Origin of the sequence: Propioniciclava sinopodophylli, from assembly GCF_004324755.1 — a bacterium.
GTDB lineage: Bacteria > Actinomycetota > Actinomycetes > Propionibacteriales > Propionibacteriaceae > Propioniciclava > Propioniciclava sinopodophylli.
Window position 1 is genome coordinate 280,651 of the sequence record NZ_SDMQ01000001.1, and the last position, 25,044, is coordinate 305,694.

The following is a 25,044-nucleotide window of genomic DNA, read 5'->3' on the forward strand; positions in this document are numbered from 1 at the left end:
CTCGGCCCGCACTCCCCTGACCTTCTGCACGGCTGGAGCCGCCACCGGGTGGGCACGGATCTCGTGTTGTCGGTCCATCCCGATCTTGCGTGCATGCGTGCGGACGAGCGATGCCGCAGCCTCATCCTCCTGGGCCATGTACTGGACCCCGCACACCCTTCGCGGGACGACCGGACGGTCGTGATGGACGTCTTGGGGAAGTCACCAACCCTGTCCAGCGTGCTGAAGTCCTTCGATGACCTCACCGGACGCTGGGCGGCCCTCTACTTCGACGACGACGAGGCGGTGGTGTTCCACGATGCGGCCGGGCTGCGCCAGGTTCACTACGGGCGCGACGGAGCCGGGGCGCTGTGGTGCGGATCGCGACCGGAGCTGATCGCCCGCTTGGGGGGGAACAGGCTGGACCTGGAGCACCTGGACGAACTGCGCAGCATCGGGGTCTTTCGCGCGGGGGCCACGGGCTTCTGGCCAGGGAGCGGATCTGCCTTCATCGGGGTCCAACGGCTCCTTCCGAACCACTGCCTCGACCTCACCGTCGGCCAGGCGCGCCGCTACTGGCCCGTCGCGCCCATCGCGGCGGTGGACCAGGACACGGCGATGGCCCGGTCGGGCGGCTCCCTGAGAGGGGCGTTCTCCGCCGCCACCGCGCGGTTCCCCCTCGCCATGGCCCTGACGGCGGGACAGGACTCGCGCTTGCTGCTCGCCGCTGCCCGTGACTACGTCGGGCAGATGACCTACTACACCCTCAAGAAGACCGGCGCGACGCGCCTGACACCCGACATCGCCATCCCCCGACGGATGACGAAGGAACTCGGGCTGTCTCACCGAGTGATACCCGTCCAACCCCTGTCGACGCACCCGCTCGCACGCTCCATCGCCGCATCCTTCACGCCGTTCCACCAGCAGACGGCCGACCAGGCAGCCGCGCTGGCCCAGACACCTCCCCGCCCCGGCGGGCAGTGGGTGACCGTTAACGGGAACGTCTGCGAGATCGCACGGCTTCCCTGGATCGTGCGCCAGGACATGACGACCGAGGGGCTGGCGGAGGCGGTGCACATGCGCGACAGCGCCTTCGCTGTCGCGCAACTCGGTCAGTGGTTCGAGGACGCCGGACCGGCGATCGAGGTGTCCGGAATCCATCCCTGGGCGCTCTTCTACTGGGAACAGAGACTGAGCGCTTGGCTGGGAGCCGTGCGGTCCGAGTTCGACATCGTGGAGGAGGCGGTGAGCCCCTTCAACTCGCGCAGCCTGATCGAGTGCTTCCTGGGCGTTGACCCCTCGCTGCGGCAGCCCGACGACTGGCGGTTCTTCCGAGACCTGACCGGGCAGCTGTGGCCGCGGCTCCTGGACTACCCCATCAATCCGAAGAACCGGTTCACCCACCTGGAGGCCCGCTTCCGCAAGCACTGGAAGTCGGCGCTCTACGCCCGTGCTGCCCGGCACACGTCCTAGTCGCGGTCCTGCGCGCGCTGCGTGATTTCGTTCACCTGACGGAAGAAGTCACTCTGCTCGAGCAGGTCCGCGCGCGACCCGATGGCCGAGATCCGCCCGTCCACCACCACCATGATCCGGTCGCACAGCGACAGGGTGGACAGGCGGTGCGCGACCAGCACGAGGATCATGTCGGGCTTCGCCGCCCCCAGGGACGCCTGGACCAGTTCTTCCGACCGGACGTCGAGCGCGCTGGTGGGTTCATCGAGGATGAGGACGCGCGGACGACCGGCCAGTGCGCGCGCCAGGCAGAGCCGCTGACGCTGCCCCCCGGACACCGCACTCGCGCGTTGCCCGACCACCGTGTCGTAACCCTGCGGCCACGAGACGATCTCGTCGTGGACGTGGGCCAGTCGGGCGGCTGCCACGATGTCACCGTCATCCAACCACTCGCGGTGGAAACGGATGTTGTCCCGCACCGTGCCCCAGATCAGTTGGGAGTGCTGGGGCAGGTACGCGACCTGCTCCCGCCACGGCTCTCGCCGGACCCGTCGGACGTCGCGGCCATCGACGCGCACGGCCCCCGCCGTCGGTTCGCGCAGGCGAAGAAGCAGTTGCACGATCGAGGACTTCCCCGCGCCGGACGGACCGACGATCCCGATCGCCTCCCCGCGGGAGACCTCGAAGGTGATGTCGCGCAGCACGTCACGTCCGGGACGGTAGGCGAAGCTCACCCGGTCCATGCCGAGCGTGGTGATCGACCCGAGGTCCTCCGTGCCGTCCTGGTACGGATGGGTTCGGTACAGCGTCAGGGCGTCCGCGACCTGGTCCATGAACGGGGCGCGCTCGTCGAGGCTGGCCAGCGCCGCCTGCATCTGCTGGGCATACGTGAAGGAGCGGATGAGGAGCAGGACGACGGCCGCGAGCGCCGCGAGCCGGGCAGTACCCGAGACCGAGATGGCCGCCAGCGCCAACACCAACATCAGGAGGGCAGCGCTCTGGTAGAGACCGGGGACCGCAGCGGCGAGGAAACGCGTGCGTTCGTGCGGTCGCCGAACTTCTTCGACCCTGCGGTGGAACCCGGCCCGGTAGCTGTCGGTGGCGCCGAAAGCCTCGACCTCCTCTGCGGACGCCACGATCTCCTGCACGGCCTCCGTGAACTCGACCACTTCACGGCTGAGCACCTGGGCCTGCCGTCGCAGCCCCCTCGACAGCGGTCGCAGGGCGATGTAGAGGACCACGGAGGTGACCACCAGACTCGCGGCGCCGACCACGCTCTGGAGGAAGGCTGCGACGACCATGGTCGTGAACATCACGGCCGCAGTCATGCCGGCCGCCACGTTGATCACGGCTTGCGCGCTCTCGCGGACGGCGACGTTCATCAGGGTCTGGAAGCGCCCCTCCCGCTCGTCGGCCTTCACCGACCAGGAACTGCCGGTGAAGGAGCTGAAGAGCTGAGAGCGGAGCCTGGCCAGCACCTGGGCACTCATCCGCGCCGGCAGATGCGCGAGCCACAGGTGCAGCCCCGCCCGAGCGAGCGCCAACCCGGCCGCGATCCCGAACGCCAGGGGCCGCGACGCGTCCCCGGCCCAGGGCCCGAGCCCGACGCTGATGGTGTCGGCCCCCTCCGACAGGGCGGCAGCGATCGTGGCGATGAGAGCGAGCAGCGCAGCCTCCACGAGCCCCGCGATGACGGCCAGCGCGATCAGCACCGCGATCTGCTTCCGCGCACCTCCGAAGAACGGGCTGAGCCGGCCCCACGCTCGGCGCATCGCCGTGACGGCCGCGATCGGCCCGCGGCGACCTGCCCGGCCGCCAGGGCGGATGTCACTCACGACCGGCTACTCTCGTCGCGCAGCCACACGGTCCGGCCCTGCGCCGCATGGAGACGCCCCCGGGCCTTCGCCCAGACCGCCGTCGCCACGAACACAGCGGACGCCCACAGCCGCCTGGGGTCCTGGGTCACCAGGCGGAGCAGCGAGGCTCCCGACCCAGCCACCCTCCTCCGGCCAGCCGCCACTGCCCGCTCTTGAACAGTCCTGTTGCCGTGCATCGCACGGACCCGTCGGCGCAGCAGGTCCGCATAGGTCTTCGGCGGCCAGATAGTGACGAAGGCGTCCGACACGACGCGGCGTTCCTCCGGCGAGAAGCTGAGGGCCACGTGCAGGTCGTCCGACATCACCTCGGCCCAGTCGGCGATCCGCTGGTGCCCGACCTCGTCGACGGCGATGACCCCTCGCCCGAACAACTCGTCACGCACCGCGTCAAGGTCCTGCCAGACTGAGTAGAACAGGCGCACGGAGCGGGCCACCCCTGTCATGTCGAACCGTCGGGTCGGGCCTACAGCGTGGACACCCGGCTGCGTGAGAGCCGCGCACAAGGCCTGGATGTCGGCCGCACCGATCACGACGTCCCCGTCCACGTAGATGCGAGGGAACGCGGAAACCGCCCGGTCTCCGAGGGCGAGCGCGTGGATCTTGGAGGGGACCGGCGTCTCCAGCACGAGGACCCCGCGTTCCCGGGCGACCGCAGCGGTGCGGTCGGTGCACCCGTTGGCGACCACCACGATCTCGGCGTCCGGGGCCCCGGGTGCGAGCGCATCGAGCAGCCGCCCTATTCCCCGCTCCTCGTTGTGCGCCGGGATGATGATCGCGCTCATGGGTGCAGCCTCCCGGTCTCGGATGGTGAAGGCATCTCAGGCCCGTCCCAGCTCCACCAAGGAAGCGTGCAGGTGCACACACCACGAGGACAGGAGGTCGATGTCGCGGACGTCACCGCGCAGGTAGGTGTTGATCGAATTGAGGAGGGACTGGGTGCACTTCAGCCTCATGCCCAGGTGGAGCGCAGTTCGGTCGATGGGGCGACCCGCAACCTCCTCGTAGGCTCCGACGAACGCGTCGACGTGTTCCGCCCGGGTACCGGCGAGGACCACGGCGGCCGCCCCGACTTCCTGGCTCCAGGGGGCCGGGATGGCGTTGTCGAAGTCGAGCAGGCCGGCCACGCGCAACTCGTCGTCGAACACCAGGTTTTCCCAGTTGATGTCGTTGTGGATCAGCCCGACGTCAGCGGTCGTCAGGCCTCGCCCCAGGGACCGCCCGGCGAGCCACCTCACCGAATCAGCCACCTCCGGCAGCACGTCGATGATCCAGCGGTCGAAGTCGGACTTGTGGCGCTTGAGTCGCAACGAGTGCCAGTGCGAGAGCCCGGTCCGACGCGGGCGTCGGAGCGCCCTCAGCGCGTGTGCCGGACCCTGGAGGCGCCCCGCCGCTTCGACGGCGGAGACACCGCCTGCGCTGGGCTCGAGCCCCGCGCTGATGCGGTGGAGCGTGCCCAACATGGCCCCGAAGGAGACGACCAGCCCGGGATCCTGCGCCAGGGCCGCGTCCCGGTCGGCGATCTCCAACTGCTGCCCGCTGACCCAGGCGTGGAGGGAGTACCGGGCAGGGCCGTCCGGGAACAACGTCTCGCCCTCGAGCGAGCGCCGCAGCGGAGCTGTGGGGAAGCCCTCCGTGGCAAGACGTTCCTCCAAGCGGTGGGACGCCTCGAGCCGCCCGATCTCCGCGGCGGATGTGTGGCGCTTGAGGACCCACGCCTCTCCCCCCGCCCTCACGCGCAGGCTGTTACCGGTCGTCCGGTACCCGCCCAGGGGTTCGATCGACACCGCGCTGGCGTCCTCGAGGCCGAACCCCGCCAGCGCGCGGCGAGCCGCCACTGCCGGTGACTCGCCCACCGAGGCCTGCACGCGGGTCGCCCTCACGATGGCGGCCGGACCACGAGGCGGAGGATCCGGTCGTCCCCGGCCTTCGGCCTGCCGCGTCCGTCCGTGTTCGACGTCATCACCCACAGCGAACCGTCCGGCGCCGGCACCACGTCCCGAAGGCGCCCGATCCCCAGCCGGTGTGGACGGGGCTCGCCCACCTCGCCCCCGGGGCCGAGGGGAATGAACCACAGCGTCTCGCCGCGCAGCGCCGCCATCCAGACACCGTCGTCGGTGACGGTGATGCCCGAGGGCGACGCCTCGTCGGTGGGCCAGGTCACCAGCGGGTCGATGAACCCGGAGCGCCCCGCCCACCCCTCGATGTCCGGCCAGCCGTAGTTCCCGCCCGGCTCGATGAGGTTCAGCTCGTCGAACTCGTTGGTCCCGAACTCGGAGGCGTACATCCGCCCGTCGGACGCCCAGCCGATGCCCTGGACGTTGCGGTGCCCGTAGCTCCACACGGCGTTGCCGAACGGGTTCCCCGGCGCCGGGTCCCCCGTGGGCGTCAAGCGGAGAATCTTCCCCGCCAAGCTGTCCGTGTCCTGCGCTCGGTCCTGTTGGCGGGCGTCCCCGGTGGTCACGTAGAGGTAGCCGTCCGGACCGAACGCCAGCCGGCCCCCGTTGTGGTTCTGGTGCGAGGGGATACCGTCGATGATCACCGTCGGATCGACCAGGTCGTCGCCGTCGAGGTTGTAGCGCACCACCCGGTTGTCGCGGTCCGTCGTCAGGTACAGGTAGATGCCGTGGTCCGGGCCGATGGCGATGCCCAGGAGTCCGTCCTCGCTCTCGTGGTGAACCGCCGGCACCGCACCGCCGGGGCCGTCGGCGCTGAGGCGCGTCTGCCCGCGGTCGTCGACGCGCAGCACCTCAGCCGAGTCGCGCAGGGTCACCAGGGCCGAACCGTCGGGGAGGAACGCGACGCCCCAGGGGGTCTGCAGCCCGGTCGCGACGCTGGCCGTCTCGAGGATGCCTCCCGGCGTGCCGCGATCACTCGGGGTGGTCGTCGGTTCGGGTGTCGTGGAAAGGGACGGCGCGGGGGCCCGTGGCTCGGTCATCGACGGCCGTGGGGCAGGTCCGCTGACACGCTCCGGCTCCGGCGCTCCGCACGCCGTCAGGACGACAGCCGCGCCGACGGCCAGTGAGGTCCACCTGACCCGGCGCCTCCAGGGATACGTCATCGCCACCTCCGAGCAGGCTCTGCCCATGGCACCACCTCCGGGCGGACATGTCAACGGCCGTGCAGGGCCGCCGCCGACCTCAGGCAGGTGCCGGCGGCTCGCAGGCATCGATGAACGCCTGGACGTCGTGTGATGCGAGCAGGGGCAGGTGCTCCATGATCTGCTCGACCGGCCAGTCCCACCATCTGATCCGCAGTAGCGCCTCGATCTGCTCCGGCGGGAATCGGAACCCCAGGACCCGAGCAGGGTTGCCCGCCACGATGGCGTAGGGCGGCACGCTCCGGCGGACCACGCTCCCGGCGCCCACCACCGCGCCGTCGCCCACCTCCACGCCGGACATGATCAACGACTGGTGCCCGATCCAGACATCGTTGCCGATCAGGACGTCGCCCTTGGATGTCGACGTCTCCAGGCCCGGATCGCTGAAGACCTCCCGGAACGGCTCATACGCGGGGAAGCGGTAGGTCGACACGAAGTCGGCCCGATGCTCGCCGCCCAACAGCACGTGGCATCCGTAGGCCAACGAACAGAACTGCCCCATGCTGAAGCGTGCCCCCGGGGACCGGTTGGACACGGTGACGTGGCCCCAGGAGAAGCGTCCGATGTCGTACTGGCGCAGGTCGGGCCTCGCATCCAGTCTGGTGCCGGGCGGGAGGGTCACCTCACGTGCGGGATCGAGCCTTTCCGCGGCTCGCCGCAGCTTGGCGGTTGCCTTCCGCACCCACACCGCGGGACCTCGCGTCCCGTTCAGGAAGGGTGCTCGGTCGGGGGAGGCTCGGAGGTAGCCAGCCATACGGACCATGAGCGAAACCCCCTGCCGTCGGAGCCTCCCCAAGTGCTGGGGCATGTTCCCACATTAGCCCACCGGCGGGGCCAGCCCCGGGCCTGAAGGCAGCCATCCGCCCCGGGTTGCCACCTCCCACACGCAGGATTCTGAGAAACTCACAGGATAAGTTAAGGTATTTGGGTCCGTCTCCCGGGCGCCCGGCCCTCCGTCGAGTTCGCCCACACCTCACCAACTAGAACGAGGGAGTACCCCCATGGCTGACATCTTCGTCCGCCCTCATGCCCCACGGGGCACCATCACGAGACGTTGGCTGGCGATTCCCGCATCGCTGCTTCTCTGCGCCGGCCTGATGACCGGCTTCGCCTCATCCGCCCAGGCTGCCGCCCCCGGCGTTCCTGATCAGATCGCCCTCACCCCCTCGGGGTCTATCACCGTCACCGAGCCCGGTACGGTCATCGACGGCCGCGACGTCCGAGGAGTCATCGCGGTCCAGGCCGATGACGTGACGATTCGCAACACCCGCGTCACCTACGGCGGGAGTTCGCACTCGATCCGCATCTTCGACGGTGCGGAGGGGACGAGGATCGAGAACACGACCGTCGCCTGCACCGGCGACCGGACCAACGGCATCGTGTTCGGCAACTACACCGCCGACTCGGTCGCGGTCAACGGTTGCCGGAACGACTTCATGTTCTCCGAGAGGCGCCCCGCCACCGTCACCAACAGCTCCATCGACGGTGAATCCTTCTCGACGACGTCCGCGCCGACCCCGACGCCGACCCCCACGCCGACGCCCACCCCCACGCCGACGCCGACCCCCACGCCGACGCCCACCCCCACGCCGACGCCGACCCCCACGCCGACGCCCACCCCCACGCCGACGCCGACGCCGACCCCCACGCCGACGACACCTCCTGTCACGGGCTACGGCGAGTGGCCGACGCCTGACACCACCGGTCCGCGCTACCCCGCGGTCACCGAGACCGGGTCCCTGTCCAGCACCGCCGACGGTCAGGTCATCGAGCGCACCACCGTGACCGGACGGCTCACCGTGCGACACGACAACGTGACGGTGCGCGACGTCACCGTCCGGGGCACCGGCACCTACATGGTTCAGGTGCTGGCCAAGGAGGACGGCTCCTGCCCGGCCAACGTCCTGTTCGAGTACGTCGAGGTGGACGGGGCCATGGCGGCCGAGGACGACATCCCGTTGTACTCCCCCGACTGTGGCTACACCTTCGATCGTGGGCATGTCCACAACGTCGGGCGCTCCTCGCGGGTGCGGAACGACACCACGATCAGCAACTCCTACATCTACTCCGACCGGACCGGTGACTCCCGCGCCCATCGTGGGGGCGTGGCCAACAACGGCGGCTCCAACAACGCGCTGATCAACAACGTGATCAAGTGCAGCGGGGTGGGCTGCTCGGCCGCGCTGCCGATGTACGGCGATTTCGCCCCCGTCGAGGACTACCTCATCCAGCACAACCTGCTGTCGACCACCGGCGGCTACTGCGCCTACGGTGGCAGCCTGCCGGGGAAGCCCTACCCGAACGGGTCGAACATCCGCTTCATCGACAACCACTTCTCGACGGAGTTCTTCGACACCTGCGGCAAGTACGGTACCGTCGCCGGCTTCGCCAACAACGTCCGGGGCAACGAGTTCACCGGCAACGTGTGGCACGAGACCGGGCTGCGGCTCACGCGCTGACCTGACCCCTGCAGCGCCAGCCCTGGTGGGCCACGACCAGACCTGGTCGTGGCCCACCTGAGCATCGCCTTGCCCCGGCCGGACTCTTCGCGGATGATGGCTTACACAGCTCTTCCGGGAGGCTCCCCACGATGAACGCCGGACACCGAGGTTCGCGCTGCCGCTCTCCTTCGAGGTCGCCGGGCGGCACGAGCCGGTGGCTGATTGCAGCCGCCACGCTCCTCCTCGCCCTGACCGGTTGTGTGGCCCGCGGCGAGGAGACGCCTCCGCCTGCGAGGTATGGCGAGTGGCCGACGCCTGACACCACCGGTCCGCGCTACCCCGCGGTCACCGAGACCGGGTCCCTGTCCAGCACCGCCGACGGTCAGGTCATCGAGCGCACCACCGTGACCGGACGGCTCACCGTGCGACACGACAACGTGACGGTGCGCGACGTCACCGTCCGGGGCACCGGCACCTACATGGTTCAGGTGCTGGCCAAGGAGGACGGCTCCTGCCCGGCCAACGTCCTGTTCGAGTACGTCGAGGTGGACGGGGCCATGGCGGCCGAGGACGACATCCCGTTGTACTCCCCCGACTGTGGCTACACCTTCGATCGTGGGCATGTCCACAACGTCGGGCGCTCCTCGCGGGTGCGGAACGACACCACGATCAGCAACTCCTACATCTACTCCGACCGGACCGGTGACTCCCGCGCCCATCGTGGGGGCGTGGCCAACAACGGCGGCTCCAACAACGCGCTGATCAACAACGTGATCAAGTGCAGCGGGGTGGGCTGCTCGGCCGCGCTGCCGATGTACGGCGATTTCGCCCCCGTCGAGGACTACCTCATCCAGCACAACCTGCTGTCGACCACCGGCAGCTACTGCGCCTACGGTGGCAGCCTGCCGGGGAAGCCCTACCCGAACGGGTCGAACATCCGCTTCATCGACAACCACTTCTCCACGGAGTTCTTCGACACGTGCGGCAAGTCCGGCGCCGTCGCCGGCTTCGCCAACAACGTCCGGGGCAACGAGTTCACCGGCAACGTGTGGCACGAGACCGGGCTGCCGCTCACCCGCTGATGTTCCCTGCGGCGGGCGTCCGCCTTGTCGCCGCACGCGTCCGCCACGATGATGGGCCTTGCCACGACTCAGCGAGGAAGTGATCGGCCATGTCCCATGAGATCCTGCTCATCGCCGGCCCGGGGGACGACCTGGCTCGTGCGTGGCGGCTCCGCATGCTCGAGCACGCGTGCCCCAGCGTCCCGGGGCACCGTTCCCATGTGGTGCTCGAATCCGCGACGGCCGCGGCCGCGCTGGTGGACACCTCGCCCGCCGGAGGATCTTTCGCCTCGGCCCAGCCGTGCGTCGGTGGGGGGAGCGTGACGGTCGCCACGACCCTGCGTGGTCTGGACGTCCCGGAGCAGCGGCACGCCGCGGACGGCGCCGAGGCCGGCCATGTCACGGCCGCACTGCACCCCGACGGTTCGGTTCACGTCGCGAACGACGGCCTGGGTTCTGTTCCCACGTTCTGGGGCGTCAGCGACGGGACTCTCCTGCTGTCCACCCACCTCGCCTCGTTGGTGAGCCTCGGCATGGCTGCCCAGGCGGATGCCCAGGGCCTGCTCGAGTACCTGACCATGCTGCACCCCCTCGGCGACCGCACACTCCTGAGTGGAGCCTCCCTGCTCCCCGGCGGCACGTCGCTGTCCTGGCGGACGGGCCACGTCGACCGCACCAGGAAGATGCTGTTCCAGCCGTCGGACGAGACGCTGTCCGACGACGACGCGCTGGCCGCGTTCGCCGAGACCTGGTCGGCGGTGATGGCCGACGTGTTGGCGACAAGCGAGAGGACGAGCATCGCCCTCAGCGGCGGTCTGGACAGCAGGGCGATCGCCGAGGCGGCCGTCCAGTTGGGACACAGCCCACTCACGTACACCTACGGCGGTGTCGGGACCTCGGAGGGGCGTGCCGCCTCCCGGGTCGCCCGATCCCTGGGGCTCCCCCACCTGGCTATCCCGGTCAGCGACGACCGACTGCTCGCGCAGGCGCGCTCCTCGCTGGACCTGCTCGATGGAGCCCACAGCGCCAGCGAGATGTACGAGCTGTGGTTCTCCGACCTGCTGCGGAGTTGTGGCGACCTCGTCGTCAACGGACTGAATGGTGACCTCCTGATGGGGAGCGACAAGGCCACCGGCCTGCAGGATCCGGAGGCCGTGAGGTCGGTCGTCTGGAAGCGGTACGCGGGTGAGGTTGCGGCCATGGCTCCTTTCCTCGCCGCGGGACACCGGGGAGATGCCGAACCGGCCGTTCGCCGGTCGCTGTCCGACTCGCTCGGCGAGTGGGATCTCGCGGCCCGTTCGGACATGGTCCTCTTCTGGAGGATGGACAACCGTCAGCAGCGCTGGGGCACGATGCTGACCAGCGCCCTCCGGCGCATCGGAGTGCGCTCCGAGCTTCCCTTCATGGACGCCCGCCTCCTGGCCCTGACGGCTCGCCTGACCCCGGACCAGAGGCGCCACGGCGCGTGGTACCTGCGTGTGCACCGGGAGGTGTTCCCTCGTTCGGCGAAGGTGCCGCGCAGTTCCGATGGGAACGCACCGCGTGCGCTCGACCACGTCTACTGGGCTGCTGACACCCCCTACCTCGCGCAACTGGGGAAGCTCACCCTCCGGCACCCTGTCTCAGGAGTCAGGCGAGGCCTCGGCCTGGCGGCGCAGGTCGCCCTCCCGCACCTTCGCGCCCACAGCCCCCTGAGCGGGCCGGCCGACCGACTCGACGCCCGCCGCACCGTGTTCCCCGCCGACCTCTGGCTGAGGACACGCGCTCCCTACTCGCAGCGCCTCCGCGAGCTGCTGGAGGCGGGACGTGGGGCGACGCCCCTGCTCGACGACGAGGCGATCGACCGGGCCGTCGAAGGGTTGCGCAGGGGAACTCCCACAGCTCCCGCGCTGACGCTCGGCAAGGTCGCCTCGGCGCAACTCTGGTTGCATGACTACCAGCGGCGGGAAGCCGCAAGACGCTCGGCCGAGACCGCCCCACCCGCTTCCAGCATCAACCTTGCCGCGGGTGAGGCCCCACCAGCAGCGCCTTGACGGCGGCTCGGTGCGTGGGCCGGCCCATCGCAGCGCGCACGACCTCGTTGAAGAAGACAACGAGCCAGTAGAACGCACCGAGCACGCGCCCGTGCCGCTTGCGATACAGCCGCGTCCGGTTGACGGCCACCAGGCTCCACAGCCAGGGCGACTGCTCCATCTGTCCGCCCGGGTGCTCGACCTCTGCGCCGGCGACGAAGCGTAACCCCAACCCGGCGTCCCGCACACGCAGGGCGTAGTCGGTCTCCTCGGAGTACAGGAAGAAGGACTCGTCCCACGCCCCGGCTCGCCGGACCGCCTCCGTGGTGATGAACAGGGCGGCGCCGGTGGCCCAGTCGGCCGTCGCCCCGTCCACGTAGTGGCCGGGGTCACGGATCTGGTCCCCCAGCGCCGGGAACCGGGCAGCTCGATGCCCGCCCAGGACGGCCTCCCCCAGTGCCCGGAGGATGGTGGGCTCCCGCCGGAGCGAGAACTTGAGGCGGCCGGCCGAGTCGACCACCCGCGGCACGGCGATCCCCAGTGAGGGGTCCCGTGCCGCAGCGTCGGCCAGGAGGCGGACGCTTCCCACCGAGGGGATCGCATCGGGATTCAGCACGTAGACGCCACGTCGGGAGTGGGTGCCCTCGAGAGCGAGGTTGATGCCCGCGGCGTAGCCGAGGTTCCGCCCCGGTTCCCGCAGGACCACCCACGGTGCGAGGGTGCGGATGAGTTCGGGGGTGCCATCGCTTGACGCGTTGTCCACACAGACCACCAGGCAACTCCCCACGCCGGCGAGCGCGGGGCCCAGCGCCGCCAGGAAGGGCGCGATGGTGTCGGCACTGTTGTACGTCACGACCGCCGTGACCACGTCCGCTTCCGTGGCGCCCGGGGCCACCAGACCCGGCGGTTCCGGCAGCGCCCGGGTCACCATCGGGCCGGGCGCCCCGTCAGCGCCCGGAGCCGGCGCCGGGCGTTGGCAAGGCGGCGACGCCATCCTTGATAGTCCCTGGGATCGAGGGAGGCCGTCTGCAGGACGAGCGCGCTCTGTTCCAACTGCGCGACCCAGTCCGCCACCGTGGTCACGCCGTTGGCCTTCGCCGACAGGGGCATGCGATCGAGGAGGTCAGCGTCGGTCCGGATGAGAGAGTGAGGGGAACGCGGGTCGTCCAGGTGATCCTCGGGAACGAAGGGGTAGTGGTAGCCGTTCACCCAACCGCCCCGTGCGGCGCGGATGCAGTACCCGGTGAAGGACTCGTCGGGGCCGAGGTGTCCTAGCTCCTCGACGACCTGCCTCTTCATCAGGTAGCCGCTGCCCTGGACCCACAGGTTCATCATGAGCTGGTGCCCACCCGCGAAGGACCTGATCTTCTTCCGCGCAAGTTCCTGACGGAAGTCCTGGGGGGGGTGGCGCCAGCTGCAGACGACCCCGAACGTGGGGTTGGCCTCGTGAGCCGCGACGAACGTGTCCAGCCAGCCCGGTGTGACCATGCAGTCGTCGTCCACCTTGGACAGGTACCGGGCGTCGGATTCACGCCACAGCCACGTCGTGGGTTCCCGAAGCTTGACGTTCTCGGGGCTGTGGTGGAACCGGTGCACCCGCGGGTCTTCGGTGTAGGGCCGCAGGGCCGCCAGGGTCGCCTCGTCGTTGCCGTTCTGCCACAGCCAGACACGGTCGTCCGGCCCGAGCGTGTCCAGGAGCCTGGGCAGGGTGAGGTGCAGGTAGCCGGCGCTGCGATGGGTGATCATCAGGATGTCGGCGCGGGCGTTCATCGCCGGACCCCCCGGCGTCCGGGAGCCGGGGGCCAGTCGGACACCTCCCCGACCATGTCGACCAACTGCCGCCGGGCGAGTTCGGTGACGACCGCCACCTTCTCCTGCAGCTCGTCCCGGGTCCGGTCGCGGGCGGCGAAGGATTCCATCATCAGGCGCACCGCCTCCTCCCCGGACACCGCGCGGGCATCCGCCACGTGGGACGACATCCCGCACGTGGCGAAGACCCCCTCGGTCTTGCCGCTGTAGGCGTAACCGAACGTGGGAACCCCCGAGGAGAGGCCCGCGATGGTGGCGTGCATCCGACTGCCCACGAACCAGTCCGTCTGCGCGATGCACCACTTCAGCTGGCTCGCGTGCAACTCGCCGGGAACGACAAGGACACGGCCGCGCTCCCGTTCGTCCAGCTGCGAGAGCAGGGCCTCGATCGCGGCCCGGTCGCTCTCGCCACCACCCCCCGGCACGTGCACGTGCGGAACGAGGGCCACCCGGACCCCCTCCTCACGAACCAGGCGCCGGACCACCTCGACCATCGTGGCGAGGTAGTCATCGTGGACGCCGAACCGGTCGCGCAGGCCCGGTGACAGGAGGAGCCCGCTGACGTTGACACCGACCAGAGCTTCCCCTGCTCCCCGGTCGAGGAGCGCCCGGACACCCTCGTCCGGTGCCGTGGCACCCAGCGCGAACGCCACGTCCACGCCTTGCCGCAGGCGTCCCCGGTCGACATCGGGCCCGGCCAGGGCGAGCAATCGCTCGTGACTGTCCGGATCGCGCGCATAAGCCAGGGCGGCGCGGCGCACGATGTTCGCGGCGACCGCCTTGCCCTGACGCGTCAGGAACGGTCCGATGGTCTGGGGAAGCAGCACCAGCGGCCTGCGCGCGTGCAGGGCCGCGTGCTTGGGCGCGCAGATGGTGCGCAGTCGTGTCGGCCCGTAGGTGTCTGTGAAGCTGTCCCCGCCACTGATGTCGAGGACGGCGTGTGCTCGAAGGAGACGCGTGGCCACCGGGTTGCGCCCCCCGCCCGCCGCGAGGGACCAACGCACCCGTGCCCAGCTCTCGGGTCGGTACCAGCGCCGTGAACGGCGGACGCCGACGAGGTCGGCCCGCACACCCTCCAGCCCGAGCGCGCGATCGGGACGTACTCCCCAGCCGTCGTCCAGGACCGTCACGTGGCTGTCGGGTGCGGCCTCATGGATGCCTTGCACAACCGACAGGCCCAGCGCCTCCACCCCGCGGTTCCCGTTGTCAATCGCGGCACCAGCCAGTACCAGACGGAGACGAGGCCTCATGGGCGCAGCATAGGGGACGGTTTCCCCAACGTCACGGGCCCATGGTGGACACCCGGCGTATGCTGGGAACGACCGGTGTCCCCGGAAACGTGGTGCACGCGAGCGGAAGGAGTCGCATGGACGCCTGGGGGATCACACTCGCCGTACTTCGCCGCTGGTTCGTGGTCTTGCCCGTCCTCCTGGTCACGGCGGCAGGCGTCTACCTCGTCGGGCCGGGGGTCGCACCCGAGTATGTCGTCCGGGCCACGTGGATGCTCGTCCCGGGTTCCACCCCTGTGGAGAGCCGCGTCGACGGGCCGAACCCCTACGGGAACATCAGCGGCGCCGCGGGCGCCGTGGAGGTCGTCCTCTCCAGCCCGCAGACACGTCAGCAACTCGGCGACAGCGGCCTGATCGCGACGTACCAGATCACCGCGGAGTCACGCGCGACGATCATCCACATGACGCTGCGAGCAACGTCTGCCGAGGTGGGGATCAGGACGGGCGAGGCGCTGCACGACCTCGCCGTGGAGGAGCTGTCGTCCCGCCAGTCCGGTGCTGGAGTCCGGCCCGAGGTGCAGTACGGACTGGTGAGCCTCTCCCAGCCGGCCGTCATCGAGGTCGTCACGGACGACCGGACCCAGGTGCGGGCGCTCGTGGCCGCAGGCGGCCTCGTGGCCGCCGTGGTGCTGGCCGCCCTGGTGGACGGTGTCATCCTCAAGCTGCGGGGGCGGCGCGCGGCGCGCCCGGCCGGGCTGGACGACGGCCCGGAGCCGGGCTCCACGGCCGCACCGCCGGAGACCGGCCCCACGGGCAGGGAGACGGAGGTTCCGGATGGGGATCCGGACGACGCCGAGCCGTACGGCGACCCGGCCTCCCGGAACGGCACCAGTTCCCCGTGACCGGGACGACGCAGCGCGTTGGGGGGAGCGCCGCCTCGACCTCCCTGCCGCTGCCCCGAAGAGCCCACCCACCGCGTCGCCGGTGGTGGCTGCCCGTTGGTCCTGGCTCCTGGCGTCCCCAGTTCAGCACACTGCTGTGCCTGCTGGTGCTCCTGCAGTTCGTGATCCCCAGCCGGATGGTCATCAGCGGCCTGGGCGCCGTGGGCCGTCCTGCGGTGTTGGTCGGGGTCCTGCTCCTGCTCCTCTGGTTCCTGGGCTTCCTGAGGCCGCCGGGCCTGCCCTCGCACCCGCAGCCCGTCCGCTGGATCCTGGGGGCGTACATGGCCGTCCAGTACATCGGTTATGCCGTGGGGGTGGATCGGGCGCTTCCCGAGGTCGAGGCCAACGCGGCTGATCGCTGGATGATCCTCAACCTGGCCATGGTGGGGGCCGCGCTCGCCGCGTCCGACGGCCTCCGCACGCGAAAGGACCTCGACCGCCTCCTGAAGGTCCTCGTCGGGGCAGCAGCGGTGATGGCGCTGGTCGGGACGCTCCAGTTCTTCGGGGTGATCGACCTGACCCGGTACATCCGCATTCCCGGCCTCAGCCTGAACGCGAACCTGATCTCCGTCGGTGAGCGAGGCTCCGGCGGTGGTGTCCCGAGAGTCGCCGGCACCGCCAATCACTACATCGAATTCGGGGTGGTGCTCGCCCTCGTCCTGCCGCTGGCCCTCCACTACGCACTCACGGCGGCACGAGGCTGGCGGCGCGTCTACCCCTGGTCGGCCGTGGCGCTGATCGCGGGGAGTGTGCCTTTCGCGATCTCCCGGTCCGGCACGCTCACGTTGCTGGTCGCCGTCGGCATCCTGGCCGTCGTCTGGCCCTGGCGCATGCGCTACAACGCCCTGGCGGTGGCGGCGGTCTCCCTGATCGCCTTCCGGGCGGTGAACCCGGGGGTACTGGGCACCATCAGGGCCCTGTTCGCCAGTGCCGAACACGATCCGAGCGTCCAGAACCGCCTGTCCGACATCGGTTACGTCATGGAGTTGTGGGCGATGCGTCCCTGGTGGGGACGTGGCGCCGGCACCTACGTGACCACCATCGGCTCCTACACGTCGGAGCCGTACCTCCTGCTCGACAACCAGTTGTTCATGACCCTGGTCACCGGGGGGATCGCGGGGCTGGTCGCCCTCGTCCTGCTTTTCGCCGGGCCCTACCTGATGGCACGCAGCCTCCGGCTCCGGGGATCGGACCAGGAGACACGACACCTCGGTCAGGCACTGGCCGCCATCATGCCTGCCGCCTTCCTGGCCACCGCGACCTTCGACTCGTTCTCGTTCGCCACCTTCGTGACCGTCGTGTTCGTGGCCGTCGGCGCCATCGGCGCCCTGTGGCGTCTGGAGGCCATGTCACCCGCCAGGCCCCTCCAGGCTGCTGCACCCGGCGACACGCTCGTCACCACCCCTCTGGGGGCGGGATGGGCGGCGCGTGCGTTCGAGACGGCCACGGCCCTGATCGCCGCCCGTTGGGCTCGGGCTCAGTGCCGCGGCTCCGGCCGGAAGTAGCCCCTGGTCCACACCCGCTTGACCATGCCCGCGAACTCCCTCAGGAACGTGGCGGGCCCCTCCTGCCGGGCGGCGGCCACCAAGTGGAACCCCCGGAACCGGGGCGTCAGCCGCCCGAACGCACGCAGGCCCAGTAGGCGCGCCAACACGAGGCGACGACGCCGGACCAAGCCCTGCCCCCGGACGACGCTCGCCGCGTCACTCGTCGTCGCGGTCAGGTAGCCGTTCCTGATCGCACCGTCCACCACCCGGCGCCCGCGCTCCGTGCGCGCCAGGATGACGGAGATGCCGTCGGTCCCCTCGTCCTTGCGATGCCACGCGTCACCGCCGGTCACGTCGGCCAGTTCCCCCAACCCGTCGGGGCACAGCTGGCAGCGGAGCTGGCGCTGTCGCGACGCCAGGGAGCTCCATGACTCCTCATAGCTGAGGGAGGCCTGGCGTCCCCGCTTGTCGCTTACGAGGAACCGCCCCGGCCAGCCCGCGCCCCGGTACGTGATGGCCTCGATCTGGTCGGGCGCGTCGAACCCGAGGGAGGCCACCAGGTTCAAGGTGGCCGAGGTGGACGGTGTCCCGGCGCAGAAGAAGCTCAGGACGAGGCCGAGGTTCCGGTCGAGCGCGGGGCGCACCGCCCGCAGTTTCGCGACCGCCGCGGCGTCGCAGGGCTTGCCGATGAAGACGCAGGGACGGTCGCTCGCCTCGATGATCTCCAAAGCCTCGACCGGCGACGAGGGGGCGTACCGCGACCCCGCGTGGGCGATCAGGCCGTCCATCCCGGTGCTGGTGGTGGTGCGGTTGGACCACGGCAGGGTGGGGTCCACACCCGTGTGCACCACGAGCGCCATGCCGAGACGCTCCACCGCGTACGCGGCCAGCGCGGAGACGGCCCCGCCGGACGAAGCCGCCCTGCGCACGTCAGGGTCGGTCGCCCAGCCCTCCCAGATGGCGACCGTGGGACCCACGACGAGTTCGGCCGCGTCCCGGGGGCGCGGCAGGGAGGCCGCCGGCGCCTCGATGGCGATGCCGGGGCACGCTGCGACCATGGCGTCCTTGACCGTGCCGGGGAGGTCCTCCCCCCAGGAGGGCCTCCGGCCCACGCTGGCCACGTCGATCATGGTGACCCCGTGCGCAGCGCCGACGAACGCGCAGGCGCCGCAGCCCGAGCACATCCGTCCACGGATGATGCGGTCCAGCTCGTGTGTTTTCTGCACAGTCGTCCTCCGGGGGGTCGGCTCGTGGAGCGATGGCTGTTCAGTCGAGGTCGTCGCTGATCTCGGGCACGGCTGCGCCCAGCACGGGCGGCAGGTGCAGGTACTGGGTGGTCGAGCGCTTCTGGTCGATGTCCCGGTAGACGCGGTAGACCTGCCCGGTCGTCAGGCCCGCCGCCTCGGCAACCTGCTCGACCGGGACGTCGTTGTTCTTGCCGTACAGGCACAGGTCCATCCGCTCGTGCGGGAGCGAGAAGTAGAACTCCTCCTGCGACTGGGGCAGCGAGTAGGTGTCGGTGGTGGACGGCCGTGCCCGGACGTCCGCGGGCACGCCGAGGTGCTCGGCGAGCTGGTACACCTGCGACTTGTACAGGTGCGCGATCGGCTTGACGTCCGCCGCCCCGTCGCCGAGCTTCACGAAGAAGCCCTGGTCGTACTCGAGCCGGTTCGGCGTCCCGGTCGCCACGTAGTTGAGGCGGTCGGCGTGGTGGTACTCCAGCATCTTCCGGACCCGCTGTTTGAAGTTGGTGGCCGCCACGATCCCGAGGTAGGCCTCCGTGGTCAGCCGATGCTTCGTCGTGGTGCCGTCCGGGGCCTCCACGACGACGGAATACAGCCGGAAGGCCTCGGAGTCCACGACGCTGGGAAGCACGATCTTGGAGCGGTACCCCGGCCCGTAGTCGGGGACCACGAGCCGGATCGCGTCGTCGCGCCGCCGGTAGCAGCCGGCCGCGTCCAGGATCGAGGAGATCTCCTCGAGCGCCGAATCGATGCCAAGCGCGTCCGACACCTGGCGGCTGAAGCCGAGGGTGTCGTCGGAAGACTCCTTCTCGGGCATGTGCAGGCCGAACACCCGGTCGGGCCCGAAAGCCCGGACGCAGAGCGCCGCCACGACGCTGGAGTCGATCCCGCCCGACAGCGCCACCACCGCGCCGCGCCGCCGGGTGCGGGCGAGGTAGTGCGTCAGGACGGCCGAGATCCGCGTCACCTCCTGCTCGGCATCGATGCGCAGTGTGGCGGCGCCGAAGCGGTTGTCCTCGGTGGTCATGGCTGTCCTTCCACGGTCAGGTCGATGGCGGTCAGAGGGGTCGCGGGCGCGGCGTCGTCGCCGCCGTCCCCGACCACGAACTGGTGGTGCAGCAGTTGCGTGGACAGGACGGCCAGCACGCGCATGTTGTCGGTGTTGCCCAGGCCGCTCCCCCCGCTGCGGCGCGCCTTGGTGAGCAGGCCCTGCACGAGGCGGGGCTCGAACACGCCCGCGGCCGCGAGGGCGTCCGTCCCTGTAACGTCGCCCACCCAGTCGGGGGCGCCCGGCGCGCAGAAGCTGGCGGCGTCCGGCGCGCGGTAGGGCTGCTTCGGTCGGCGGACGATCTCCGGAGGCAGCAGGTCGGCGAAGGCCCGCTTGAGCAGGTACTTCTCCTCCAGGCCCGAGAGCTTGTGCCGGGCCGGCAGGGCGTCGGCGTACGCGACGACGTCCCGGTCCAGGAACGGGAAGCGTCCCTCGATCGAGTTGGCCATCAGCATCCTGTCGCCCTGGGAGGAGAGGATGTAGCCGGGGAGGAGGGTCGTCATCTCCAGCCATTGGGCGCGGGCGAGCGAGTCCCAGCCCGCACTGTGGGCAGGCAAACGGGCTAGCAGGTCCAGCGGGGCTCCGCTCTCCGCGCACCGCGCGCGCATGTCGGCGGTGAGCAACCCCTTCAGGGCAGCGGTGGACGTCCAGCGTGGCCGGTGTGAGAGCGCGGGGTCGTCCGCAGCGAGGTGCATCCCGAAGAAGCCGCGCGCGAAGGCGGGCGCCTGGCCGGGGGCACGCGCCATCCACGGGTACAGCAACTCGGCCGCTCGTCCGCGCACGTCGGAGGACGGGTCGCGCGTCCAGAACTCCCGGACCCGAGCCTCGCGATAGAGGTCGTACCCGCCGAGGACCTCGTCGGCCCCCTCCCCGGTCACCACCACCTTGTAGCCACTGGCGCGCACGAGGCGCGACAGCAGGAACAGCGGTGCCGGGGCGGCCCGGAGCAGGGGCGCCTCTGCGTGCCGGACGACCTCGGGGAACACCTCGGCGACGTCCTGCGGGCCGACGACCACCTCGTGGTGGCGCGTGCCCAGACGCCGGGCCATGAGCTGTTGGTAGTCGCCCTCGTCGAACTCGTCATCCGCGAAGCGCAGGGAGAACGTGTCGAGCGGGGCGTCGGTGTGGCGGGCCACCACGGCGGCGGTCACCGACGAGTCGATGCCTCCCGACAGGTAGGCCCCGACCGGGACGTCGCTGCGCGTGAAGCGCAGCCGGCTCGCCTCGACGATCCGGTCGCGCAAGGTTTCGGCGTTGGCGCGGGCGTCCTGCCCGGGTTCCTCACCGCGCGGGGGGAAGTCGATCGACCAGTAGGGGTGGCTGCGGAAGCCGTTCGCATCCAGGTAGGCGACGTACCCCGGCTCGAGCTGCCGGACGCCGGCGAAAGGGGTCCGTGGGGCGACGGGGGACCAGTAGGTGAACGTCTCGTCCAGCCCGGCGGGATCGAGGGTTCGCGGCACCGACGGGTCGGCGAACAGGGCCTTGACCTCGGACGCGAACATCAGCCCCCCTCCGGTGTGGGCGTAGTAGAGCGGGCGGACGCCGAGGCGGTCCCGGGAGAGCACCAACTGGCGGCGGGTCCGGTCCCAGAGAGCGAAGGCCCATTGCCCGTTGAACCGGTCCAGCGCCTCTTCCCCCCACTCCTCCCACGCGTGGACGATGACCTCGGTGTCGCTGGCCGTCCGAAACGCGTGGCCGCGCGACCGGAGTTCGTTCCCCAGTTCGACGTAGTTGAAGATCTCCCCGTTGAAGACGATCCACAGGCTGCCATCCTCGTTGGACAGCGGCTGGGCGCCCCCGGCGGTGTCGATGATGGCCAGCCGGGCGTGACCCAGACCCACGCCCTCGTCGCGGAGGTAACCGCTGCCGTCGGGTCCGCGGTGCCGGAGGCGTCCCACCATGCGGAGCAACAGGGCTGCATCGGGCGGGGGCCCGGGTGTCGCGACCCCGCAGATGCCGCACATCAGGCGAGGTGGCGCGTCACGAGGTTTCGGACGGCGTTGCGTCCGGCCAGGTGCGCCGGGTCGATCTCGGCGTCGGAAAGTGTCACCCCGAAGGCGTCCTCGACGAAGATGGCCGTGGCGATGGCGTCCAGGACGGGGTCGCCGGACGGCGTCCGAAGCGCGTAGAACTCGTCGAGGACGGCGTCGACCCGGTGCGGCGCGTGGGGTGCGTCAGACGGCCGGCTCGGCATCGGGACTCCGCTCGAGGACGAAGCGCGTCAGGTTGGCGACGGAGCCGAGATTGTCCGGCACGGTCTCCGAGTCCTTCACCTCCAGGGCGAAGTCGGACTCAAGGAACTGGATCAACTCCAGGATCCCCGTGGAGTCGACGATCCCGCTCTCCAGCAGGGACTCATCGGGCGCCGGAGCGCGCGACACATCCCCGAACAGGTAGTTGGACACGATGAAGTCCATGATGCGGGTCTGCACCTGTTCGACCATGGGACCTCCCCTAGCAGGTGGGTTATGCGTGCTGAGGTTAGCGTGCAATCCTTGCCGGGGTAAGGGGATCGAGCCCCCTCGGGGGCAGGCGCCGAGGAGGCTGACGTGACCGGACGGGCGAGCAAAGCCCCCCGCCAGGGGAGCACCACGGACTTCCTCCTAGCGGCGGGCTCACCGGACGCCCCCGCCGTCGTCGAGGCGAAGCGGGTCGTCACGTACGGGCAGCTGCGGGCCGACGTGGCCCGGATCCTCGCCGCCCTGAACGCCCGGGGGGTGGCGCCCGGGGCCCGCATCGCCGTCCTGGCCGAGAACTCGGCGTTCTGGGTGGCCGCCTACCTCGCCGCCCTGCACGGCCACGTCGCAGTGCCGTTCTCCACCAAGCTGCCGGCCGCCGAGGTGACACGGCTCGCCGACTGGGCGGGCTGTGCCGCCGTACTGATGGACGCCCGGCACGAGCGTGCCTACGGGGACGCCTTCGGGGACCGCCCGCGGGTCACCGACGCGGACCTGGCGGACGCCACCGCACCCGCGTGGCCCGACGCCGAGGTCGACCTCGATCAGGACGCGGCGCTCATGTTCACGTCCGGGACCACGGCGAGCCCCAAGGCCGTCCGGATCACCCACCGCAATCTTTGGGCGAACACCGCGTCCATCATCGAGTACCTGGGTTTGCGTGCCGACGACCGGATGCTGGTCGTGCTGCCCTTCTTCTACTGCTACGGGGCCTCGCTCCTGCACACGCACCTGCGCGTGGGCGGCAGCCTCGCGGTGTGCAACACCTTCACCTTCCCGGAGACGGCGCTGCAGATGATCGAGCGCGAGCGGTGCACCGGGCTGGCCGGGGTGCCCTCGACCTACCAGCTGCTGCTCCGCGCATCGAGCTTCGGGACGCGGCGCCTGCCGTCCCTGCGCCACCTGCAGCAGGCCGGTGGAAAGCTCCCCCCCGTGCTCATCGAGGAACTGGTGGCTGCCCAGCCGCAGGCGCGGGTGTTCGTCATGTACGGGCAGACCGAGGCGACGGCCCGCCTGTCCTACCTCCCCCCCAACCTGCTCAGCACCAAGCTGGGCTCGATCGGGCGCGGCATCCCGGGGGTCACCTTGGCGGTGGTCGACGAGCACGGAGACCCGGTCTCCCCCGGGGTGGCCGGTGAGATTGTCGCGGCCGGTCAGAACATCTCCCCGGGCTACCTGGGTGACGCCGCAGCCACCCGCGAGAAGTTCACCGGAGGACGACTGCGCACGGGTGACCTGGCCGTGCTCGACGAGGACGGGTTTATCTTCATCGTCGATCGCCTGGCGGACTTCATCAAGTCGTGGGGCAACCGGGTGTCCAGCCAAGAGGTCGAGGGGGCGGCCCTGCGCCTCACCGACCTCGTCTCGGCGGCGGCGGTCGGCGTACCCGACCCGGACGCCGGCGAGGCGATCGTGCTGGTGGCCGTCCGGCGGCGGGGTTCGACCCTCTCGGAGGAGGACATCGCGGCCCACCTCCGCGCCACCCTGGCCAAACACATGGTGCCGCGCTCCATCCGGCTCGTGGACGCGCTCCCGCTGAACGAGAACGGCAAGCTGGTCAAGGCCCGCGTCCGGGACATGGTCAGGGAGGCGGGCGAGGCGTAGACTCAGCTTCCACTGCATGGCGCCGCACCCGGCCCACTCGAGGGGAGGACCCAGCATGTCCAGAGCAGTGCGGGTGGGGCTTTCTGCGCTGGCCCTTGTCCTGGTCGCCAGCGTCGGCGCCGGGGCGTTGCTGTGGAGCACCTCATTCCCGGGGGAGCCGCTGCGCATCGGTCCGGTCGAGAACCCTCCGGCGACCCGCGACGACCTCGCCAAGGTTGCGGAGCTGCGGGTGTTCTTCGGGCACCGCTCCGTGGGGAAGAACATCCTCGACGCAGTGCCGGCTGCGTACACCGCCGCCGGCCTGCCGGTCCCGGCGATGGTGGACATCGGCGAGGCATCCGCCCTGCCCGGCGAAGGCCCGATGATCGCCGACACGCGGATCGGAGAGAACGGGGACCCCCTGGGCAAGCTGGGCAACTTCGATGCGCGCCTGCGCGCCGGCCTGGCCGACCAGCTGGACGTGGCGGTCCTGAAGTTCTGCTACGAGGACGTCACCGACGACACCGACGTGCCGGCCCTCTTCGAGCGCTACCGCGTCACCCTGGCGGCGCTCGAGGCCCAGTACCCCGAGGTGACCTTCGTCCACATGACCTCTCCCCTCAGGACAGAGCCGACCGACCTGAAGTGGCGGGTCAAGGAACTGATCAGGCGGCCCAACGACAATGCGGCCCGCGAGCGGTACAACGCGTTGATGCGTGCCGAGTACGGCGACGACCTGCTGCTCGACCTAGCCCTCATCGAGGCGACCGCGCCCGACGGGTCGCTGACCACGGTGCCGCACGCCGGTCGGCAACACCTGGCCCTGGCCCCCGCGAACGCGAAGGATCCCGGCCACCTGAACGCGACAGGCTCCCTGGCCGTCGCAACCCGTCTACTTGGCCTGCTGGGCCGCCCCGAACCGGTCAGCTGAGATGCGTCTGCTGCCGGGTACCGACATTATCGAGATCGAGCGCGTCCACCGCCTCATCGAGGGGGGCGAAGACGCGTTCCTGGCGCGCTGGTTCACCGATGCGGAGCGCGCCTACTGCTCCGGCAAGGCCCATCCCGCCGCGCACTACGCCGCCCGCCTCGCCGCCAAGGAGGCCGTGGCCAAGGCCGTCCGCTGGCAGTGGACCGGGCCTGTGCCCTGGCGCGACATCGAGGTCCTCCACGATGAAGGGGGTGCGCCCCTCGTCCGCCTCACCGGTCAGGTGGCGGATTGGGCAGCGACGCAGTCGGTCACCGTCGTGGAGATCTCCCTGTCACACAGTCGTCAGCACGCGACCGCCGTGGCGATCGCCACCCAAGGCTGACCCGCTGAAGCCCT

Annotated in this window: 22 protein-coding genes; 9 read left to right on the forward strand and 13 right to left on the reverse strand. The window is 70.4% G+C overall.

The window, feature by feature from the left end; genetic code table 11:
• Positions 1–219 precede the first annotated feature (219 nt).
• Positions 220–1,452 (forward strand): asparagine synthetase B family protein, encoded by a 1,233-nt coding sequence (locus ET989_RS01390; protein WP_131166759.1) that lies wholly within the window; start codon positions 220–222, stop codon positions 1,450–1,452.
• On the opposite strand, the gene ET989_RS01395 is transcribed toward ET989_RS01390, so the two are convergent.
• From ET989_RS01395 to ET989_RS15745, 5 genes are all read right to left on the reverse strand, one after another.
• Positions 1,449–3,266 (reverse strand): ABC transporter ATP-binding protein, encoded by a 1,818-nt coding sequence (locus tag ET989_RS01395; protein WP_241656158.1) that lies wholly within the window; start codon positions 3,264–3,266, stop codon positions 1,449–1,451. The two genes, ET989_RS01390 and ET989_RS01395, sit on opposite strands and share 4 nt — an antisense overlap.
• Positions 3,263–4,090 (reverse strand): glycosyltransferase family 2 protein, encoded by an 828-nt coding sequence (locus ET989_RS01400; protein ID WP_131166760.1) that lies wholly within the window; start codon positions 4,088–4,090, stop codon positions 3,263–3,265. The genes ET989_RS01395 and ET989_RS01400 overlap by 4 nt, the downstream gene beginning before the upstream one ends.
• 36 nt (positions 4,091–4,126) lie before the next feature.
• Positions 4,127–5,188: a phosphotransferase enzyme family protein gene (locus ET989_RS01405; RefSeq protein WP_206662167.1), complete on the reverse strand. Its 1,062-nt coding sequence runs from the start codon at positions 5,186–5,188 to the stop codon at positions 4,127–4,129.
• Positions 5,185–6,243, reverse strand: coding sequence for a PQQ-dependent sugar dehydrogenase (locus tag ET989_RS01410; RefSeq protein ID WP_206662168.1), 1,059 nt, complete (start codon positions 6,241–6,243; stop codon positions 5,185–5,187). The genes ET989_RS01405 and ET989_RS01410 overlap by 4 nt, the downstream gene beginning before the upstream one ends.
• Positions 6,244–6,445: 202 nt before the next feature.
• A complete protein-coding gene (locus tag ET989_RS15745) occupies positions 6,446–7,027 on the reverse strand; it encodes a CatB-related O-acetyltransferase (RefSeq protein WP_277751334.1) in 582 nt (193 codons plus the stop codon).
• A 475-nt stretch (positions 7,028–7,502) separates the two neighbouring features.
• Between ET989_RS15745 and ET989_RS15115 the strand changes: the two genes are divergently transcribed.
• From ET989_RS15115 to ET989_RS01430, 3 genes are all read left to right on the forward strand, one after another.
• On the forward strand, positions 7,503–8,864 hold the full coding sequence (locus ET989_RS15115) for a right-handed parallel beta-helix repeat-containing protein (RefSeq protein ID WP_180320745.1): 1,362 nt from the start codon (positions 7,503–7,505) through the stop codon (positions 8,862–8,864).
• A 131-nt stretch (positions 8,865–8,995) separates the two neighbouring features.
• Positions 8,996–9,928, forward strand: coding sequence for a hypothetical protein (locus tag ET989_RS01425; RefSeq protein ID WP_131166763.1), 933 nt, complete (start codon positions 8,996–8,998; stop codon positions 9,926–9,928).
• 89 nt (positions 9,929–10,017) lie between these two features.
• Positions 10,018–11,940 carry an asparagine synthase-related protein gene (locus tag ET989_RS01430; protein ID WP_131166764.1) on the forward strand — a complete coding sequence of 641 codons (1,923 nt, stop codon included), beginning with the start codon at positions 10,018–10,020 and terminating at the stop codon, positions 11,938–11,940.
• Here ET989_RS01430 and ET989_RS01435 read toward each other — a convergent pair.
• From ET989_RS01435 to ET989_RS01445, 3 genes are read right to left on the reverse strand one after another with little or no spacing between them, the layout of a single operon-like run.
• Positions 11,900–12,850: a glycosyltransferase gene (locus ET989_RS01435; RefSeq protein ID WP_131166765.1), complete on the reverse strand. Its 951-nt coding sequence runs from the start codon at positions 12,848–12,850 to the stop codon at positions 11,900–11,902. The genes ET989_RS01430 and ET989_RS01435 overlap by 41 nt on opposite strands.
• Positions 12,844–13,689, reverse strand: coding sequence for a glycosyltransferase (locus ET989_RS01440; protein ID WP_241656159.1), 846 nt, complete (start codon positions 13,687–13,689; stop codon positions 12,844–12,846). The genes ET989_RS01435 and ET989_RS01440 overlap by 7 nt, the downstream gene beginning before the upstream one ends.
• Positions 13,686–14,978 (reverse strand): polysaccharide pyruvyl transferase family protein, encoded by a 1,293-nt coding sequence (locus ET989_RS01445; protein WP_131166766.1) that lies wholly within the window; start codon positions 14,976–14,978, stop codon positions 13,686–13,688. Before ET989_RS01445 ends, ET989_RS01440 begins: the two co-directional genes overlap by 4 nt.
• A 116-nt stretch (positions 14,979–15,094) precedes the next feature.
• On the opposite strand from ET989_RS01445, the gene ET989_RS01450 reads away from it, so the two are divergent.
• Positions 15,095–15,859: a hypothetical protein gene (locus ET989_RS01450; protein WP_131166767.1), complete on the forward strand. Its 765-nt coding sequence runs from the start codon at positions 15,095–15,097 to the stop codon at positions 15,857–15,859.
• 146 nt (positions 15,860–16,005) lie between these two features.
• Positions 16,006–17,403, forward strand: a complete 1,398-nt coding sequence (locus ET989_RS01455; protein WP_131166768.1) for an O-antigen ligase family protein — start codon at positions 16,006–16,008, stop codon at positions 17,401–17,403.
• On the opposite strand, the gene ET989_RS01460 is transcribed toward ET989_RS01455, so the two are convergent.
• Genes ET989_RS01460 through ET989_RS01480 form a run of 5 tightly spaced genes read right to left on the reverse strand, consistent with a single transcriptional unit; the run spans position 17,376 to position 22,121 of the window.
• Positions 17,376–18,611: a Coenzyme F420 hydrogenase/dehydrogenase, beta subunit C-terminal domain gene (locus ET989_RS01460; RefSeq protein WP_131166769.1), complete on the reverse strand. Its 1,236-nt coding sequence runs from the start codon at positions 18,609–18,611 to the stop codon at positions 17,376–17,378. The two genes, ET989_RS01455 and ET989_RS01460, sit on opposite strands and share 28 nt — an antisense overlap.
• 40 nt (positions 18,612–18,651) lie before the next feature.
• A complete protein-coding gene (nadE, locus tag ET989_RS01465; RefSeq protein ID WP_131166770.1) occupies positions 18,652–19,656 on the reverse strand; it encodes an NAD(+) synthase in 1,005 nt (334 codons plus the stop codon).
• Positions 19,653–21,641 carry an asparagine synthase (glutamine-hydrolyzing) gene (gene asnB, locus ET989_RS01470; RefSeq protein ID WP_131166771.1) on the reverse strand — a complete coding sequence of 663 codons (1,989 nt, stop codon included), beginning with the start codon at positions 21,639–21,641 and terminating at the stop codon, positions 19,653–19,655. Before asnB ends, nadE begins: the two co-directional genes overlap by 4 nt.
• Positions 21,641–21,871, reverse strand: coding sequence for a hypothetical protein (locus ET989_RS01475; RefSeq protein ID WP_131166772.1), 231 nt, complete (start codon positions 21,869–21,871; stop codon positions 21,641–21,643). Before ET989_RS01475 ends, asnB begins: the two co-directional genes overlap by 1 nt.
• Positions 21,852–22,121 (reverse strand): acyl carrier protein, encoded by a 270-nt coding sequence (locus ET989_RS01480; protein WP_131166773.1) that lies wholly within the window; start codon positions 22,119–22,121, stop codon positions 21,852–21,854. The genes ET989_RS01475 and ET989_RS01480 overlap by 20 nt, the downstream gene beginning before the upstream one ends.
• A gap of 105 nt (positions 22,122–22,226) precedes the next feature.
• On the opposite strand from ET989_RS01480, the gene ET989_RS01485 reads away from it, so the two are divergent.
• From ET989_RS01485 to acpS, 3 genes are read left to right on the forward strand one after another with little or no spacing between them, the layout of a single operon-like run.
• Positions 22,227–23,738, forward strand: coding sequence for a class I adenylate-forming enzyme family protein (locus ET989_RS01485; protein ID WP_131166774.1), 1,512 nt, complete (start codon positions 22,227–22,229; stop codon positions 23,736–23,738).
• A gap of 55 nt (positions 23,739–23,793) precedes the next feature.
• On the forward strand, positions 23,794–24,648 hold the full coding sequence (locus ET989_RS01490; protein WP_131166775.1) for a hypothetical protein: 855 nt from the start codon (positions 23,794–23,796) through the stop codon (positions 24,646–24,648).
• A gap of 1 nt (position 24,649) precedes the next feature.
• On the forward strand, positions 24,650–25,030 hold the full coding sequence (gene acpS, locus ET989_RS01495; RefSeq protein WP_131166776.1) for a holo-ACP synthase: 381 nt from the start codon (positions 24,650–24,652) through the stop codon (positions 25,028–25,030).
• Positions 25,031–25,044: the final 14 nt, after the last annotated feature.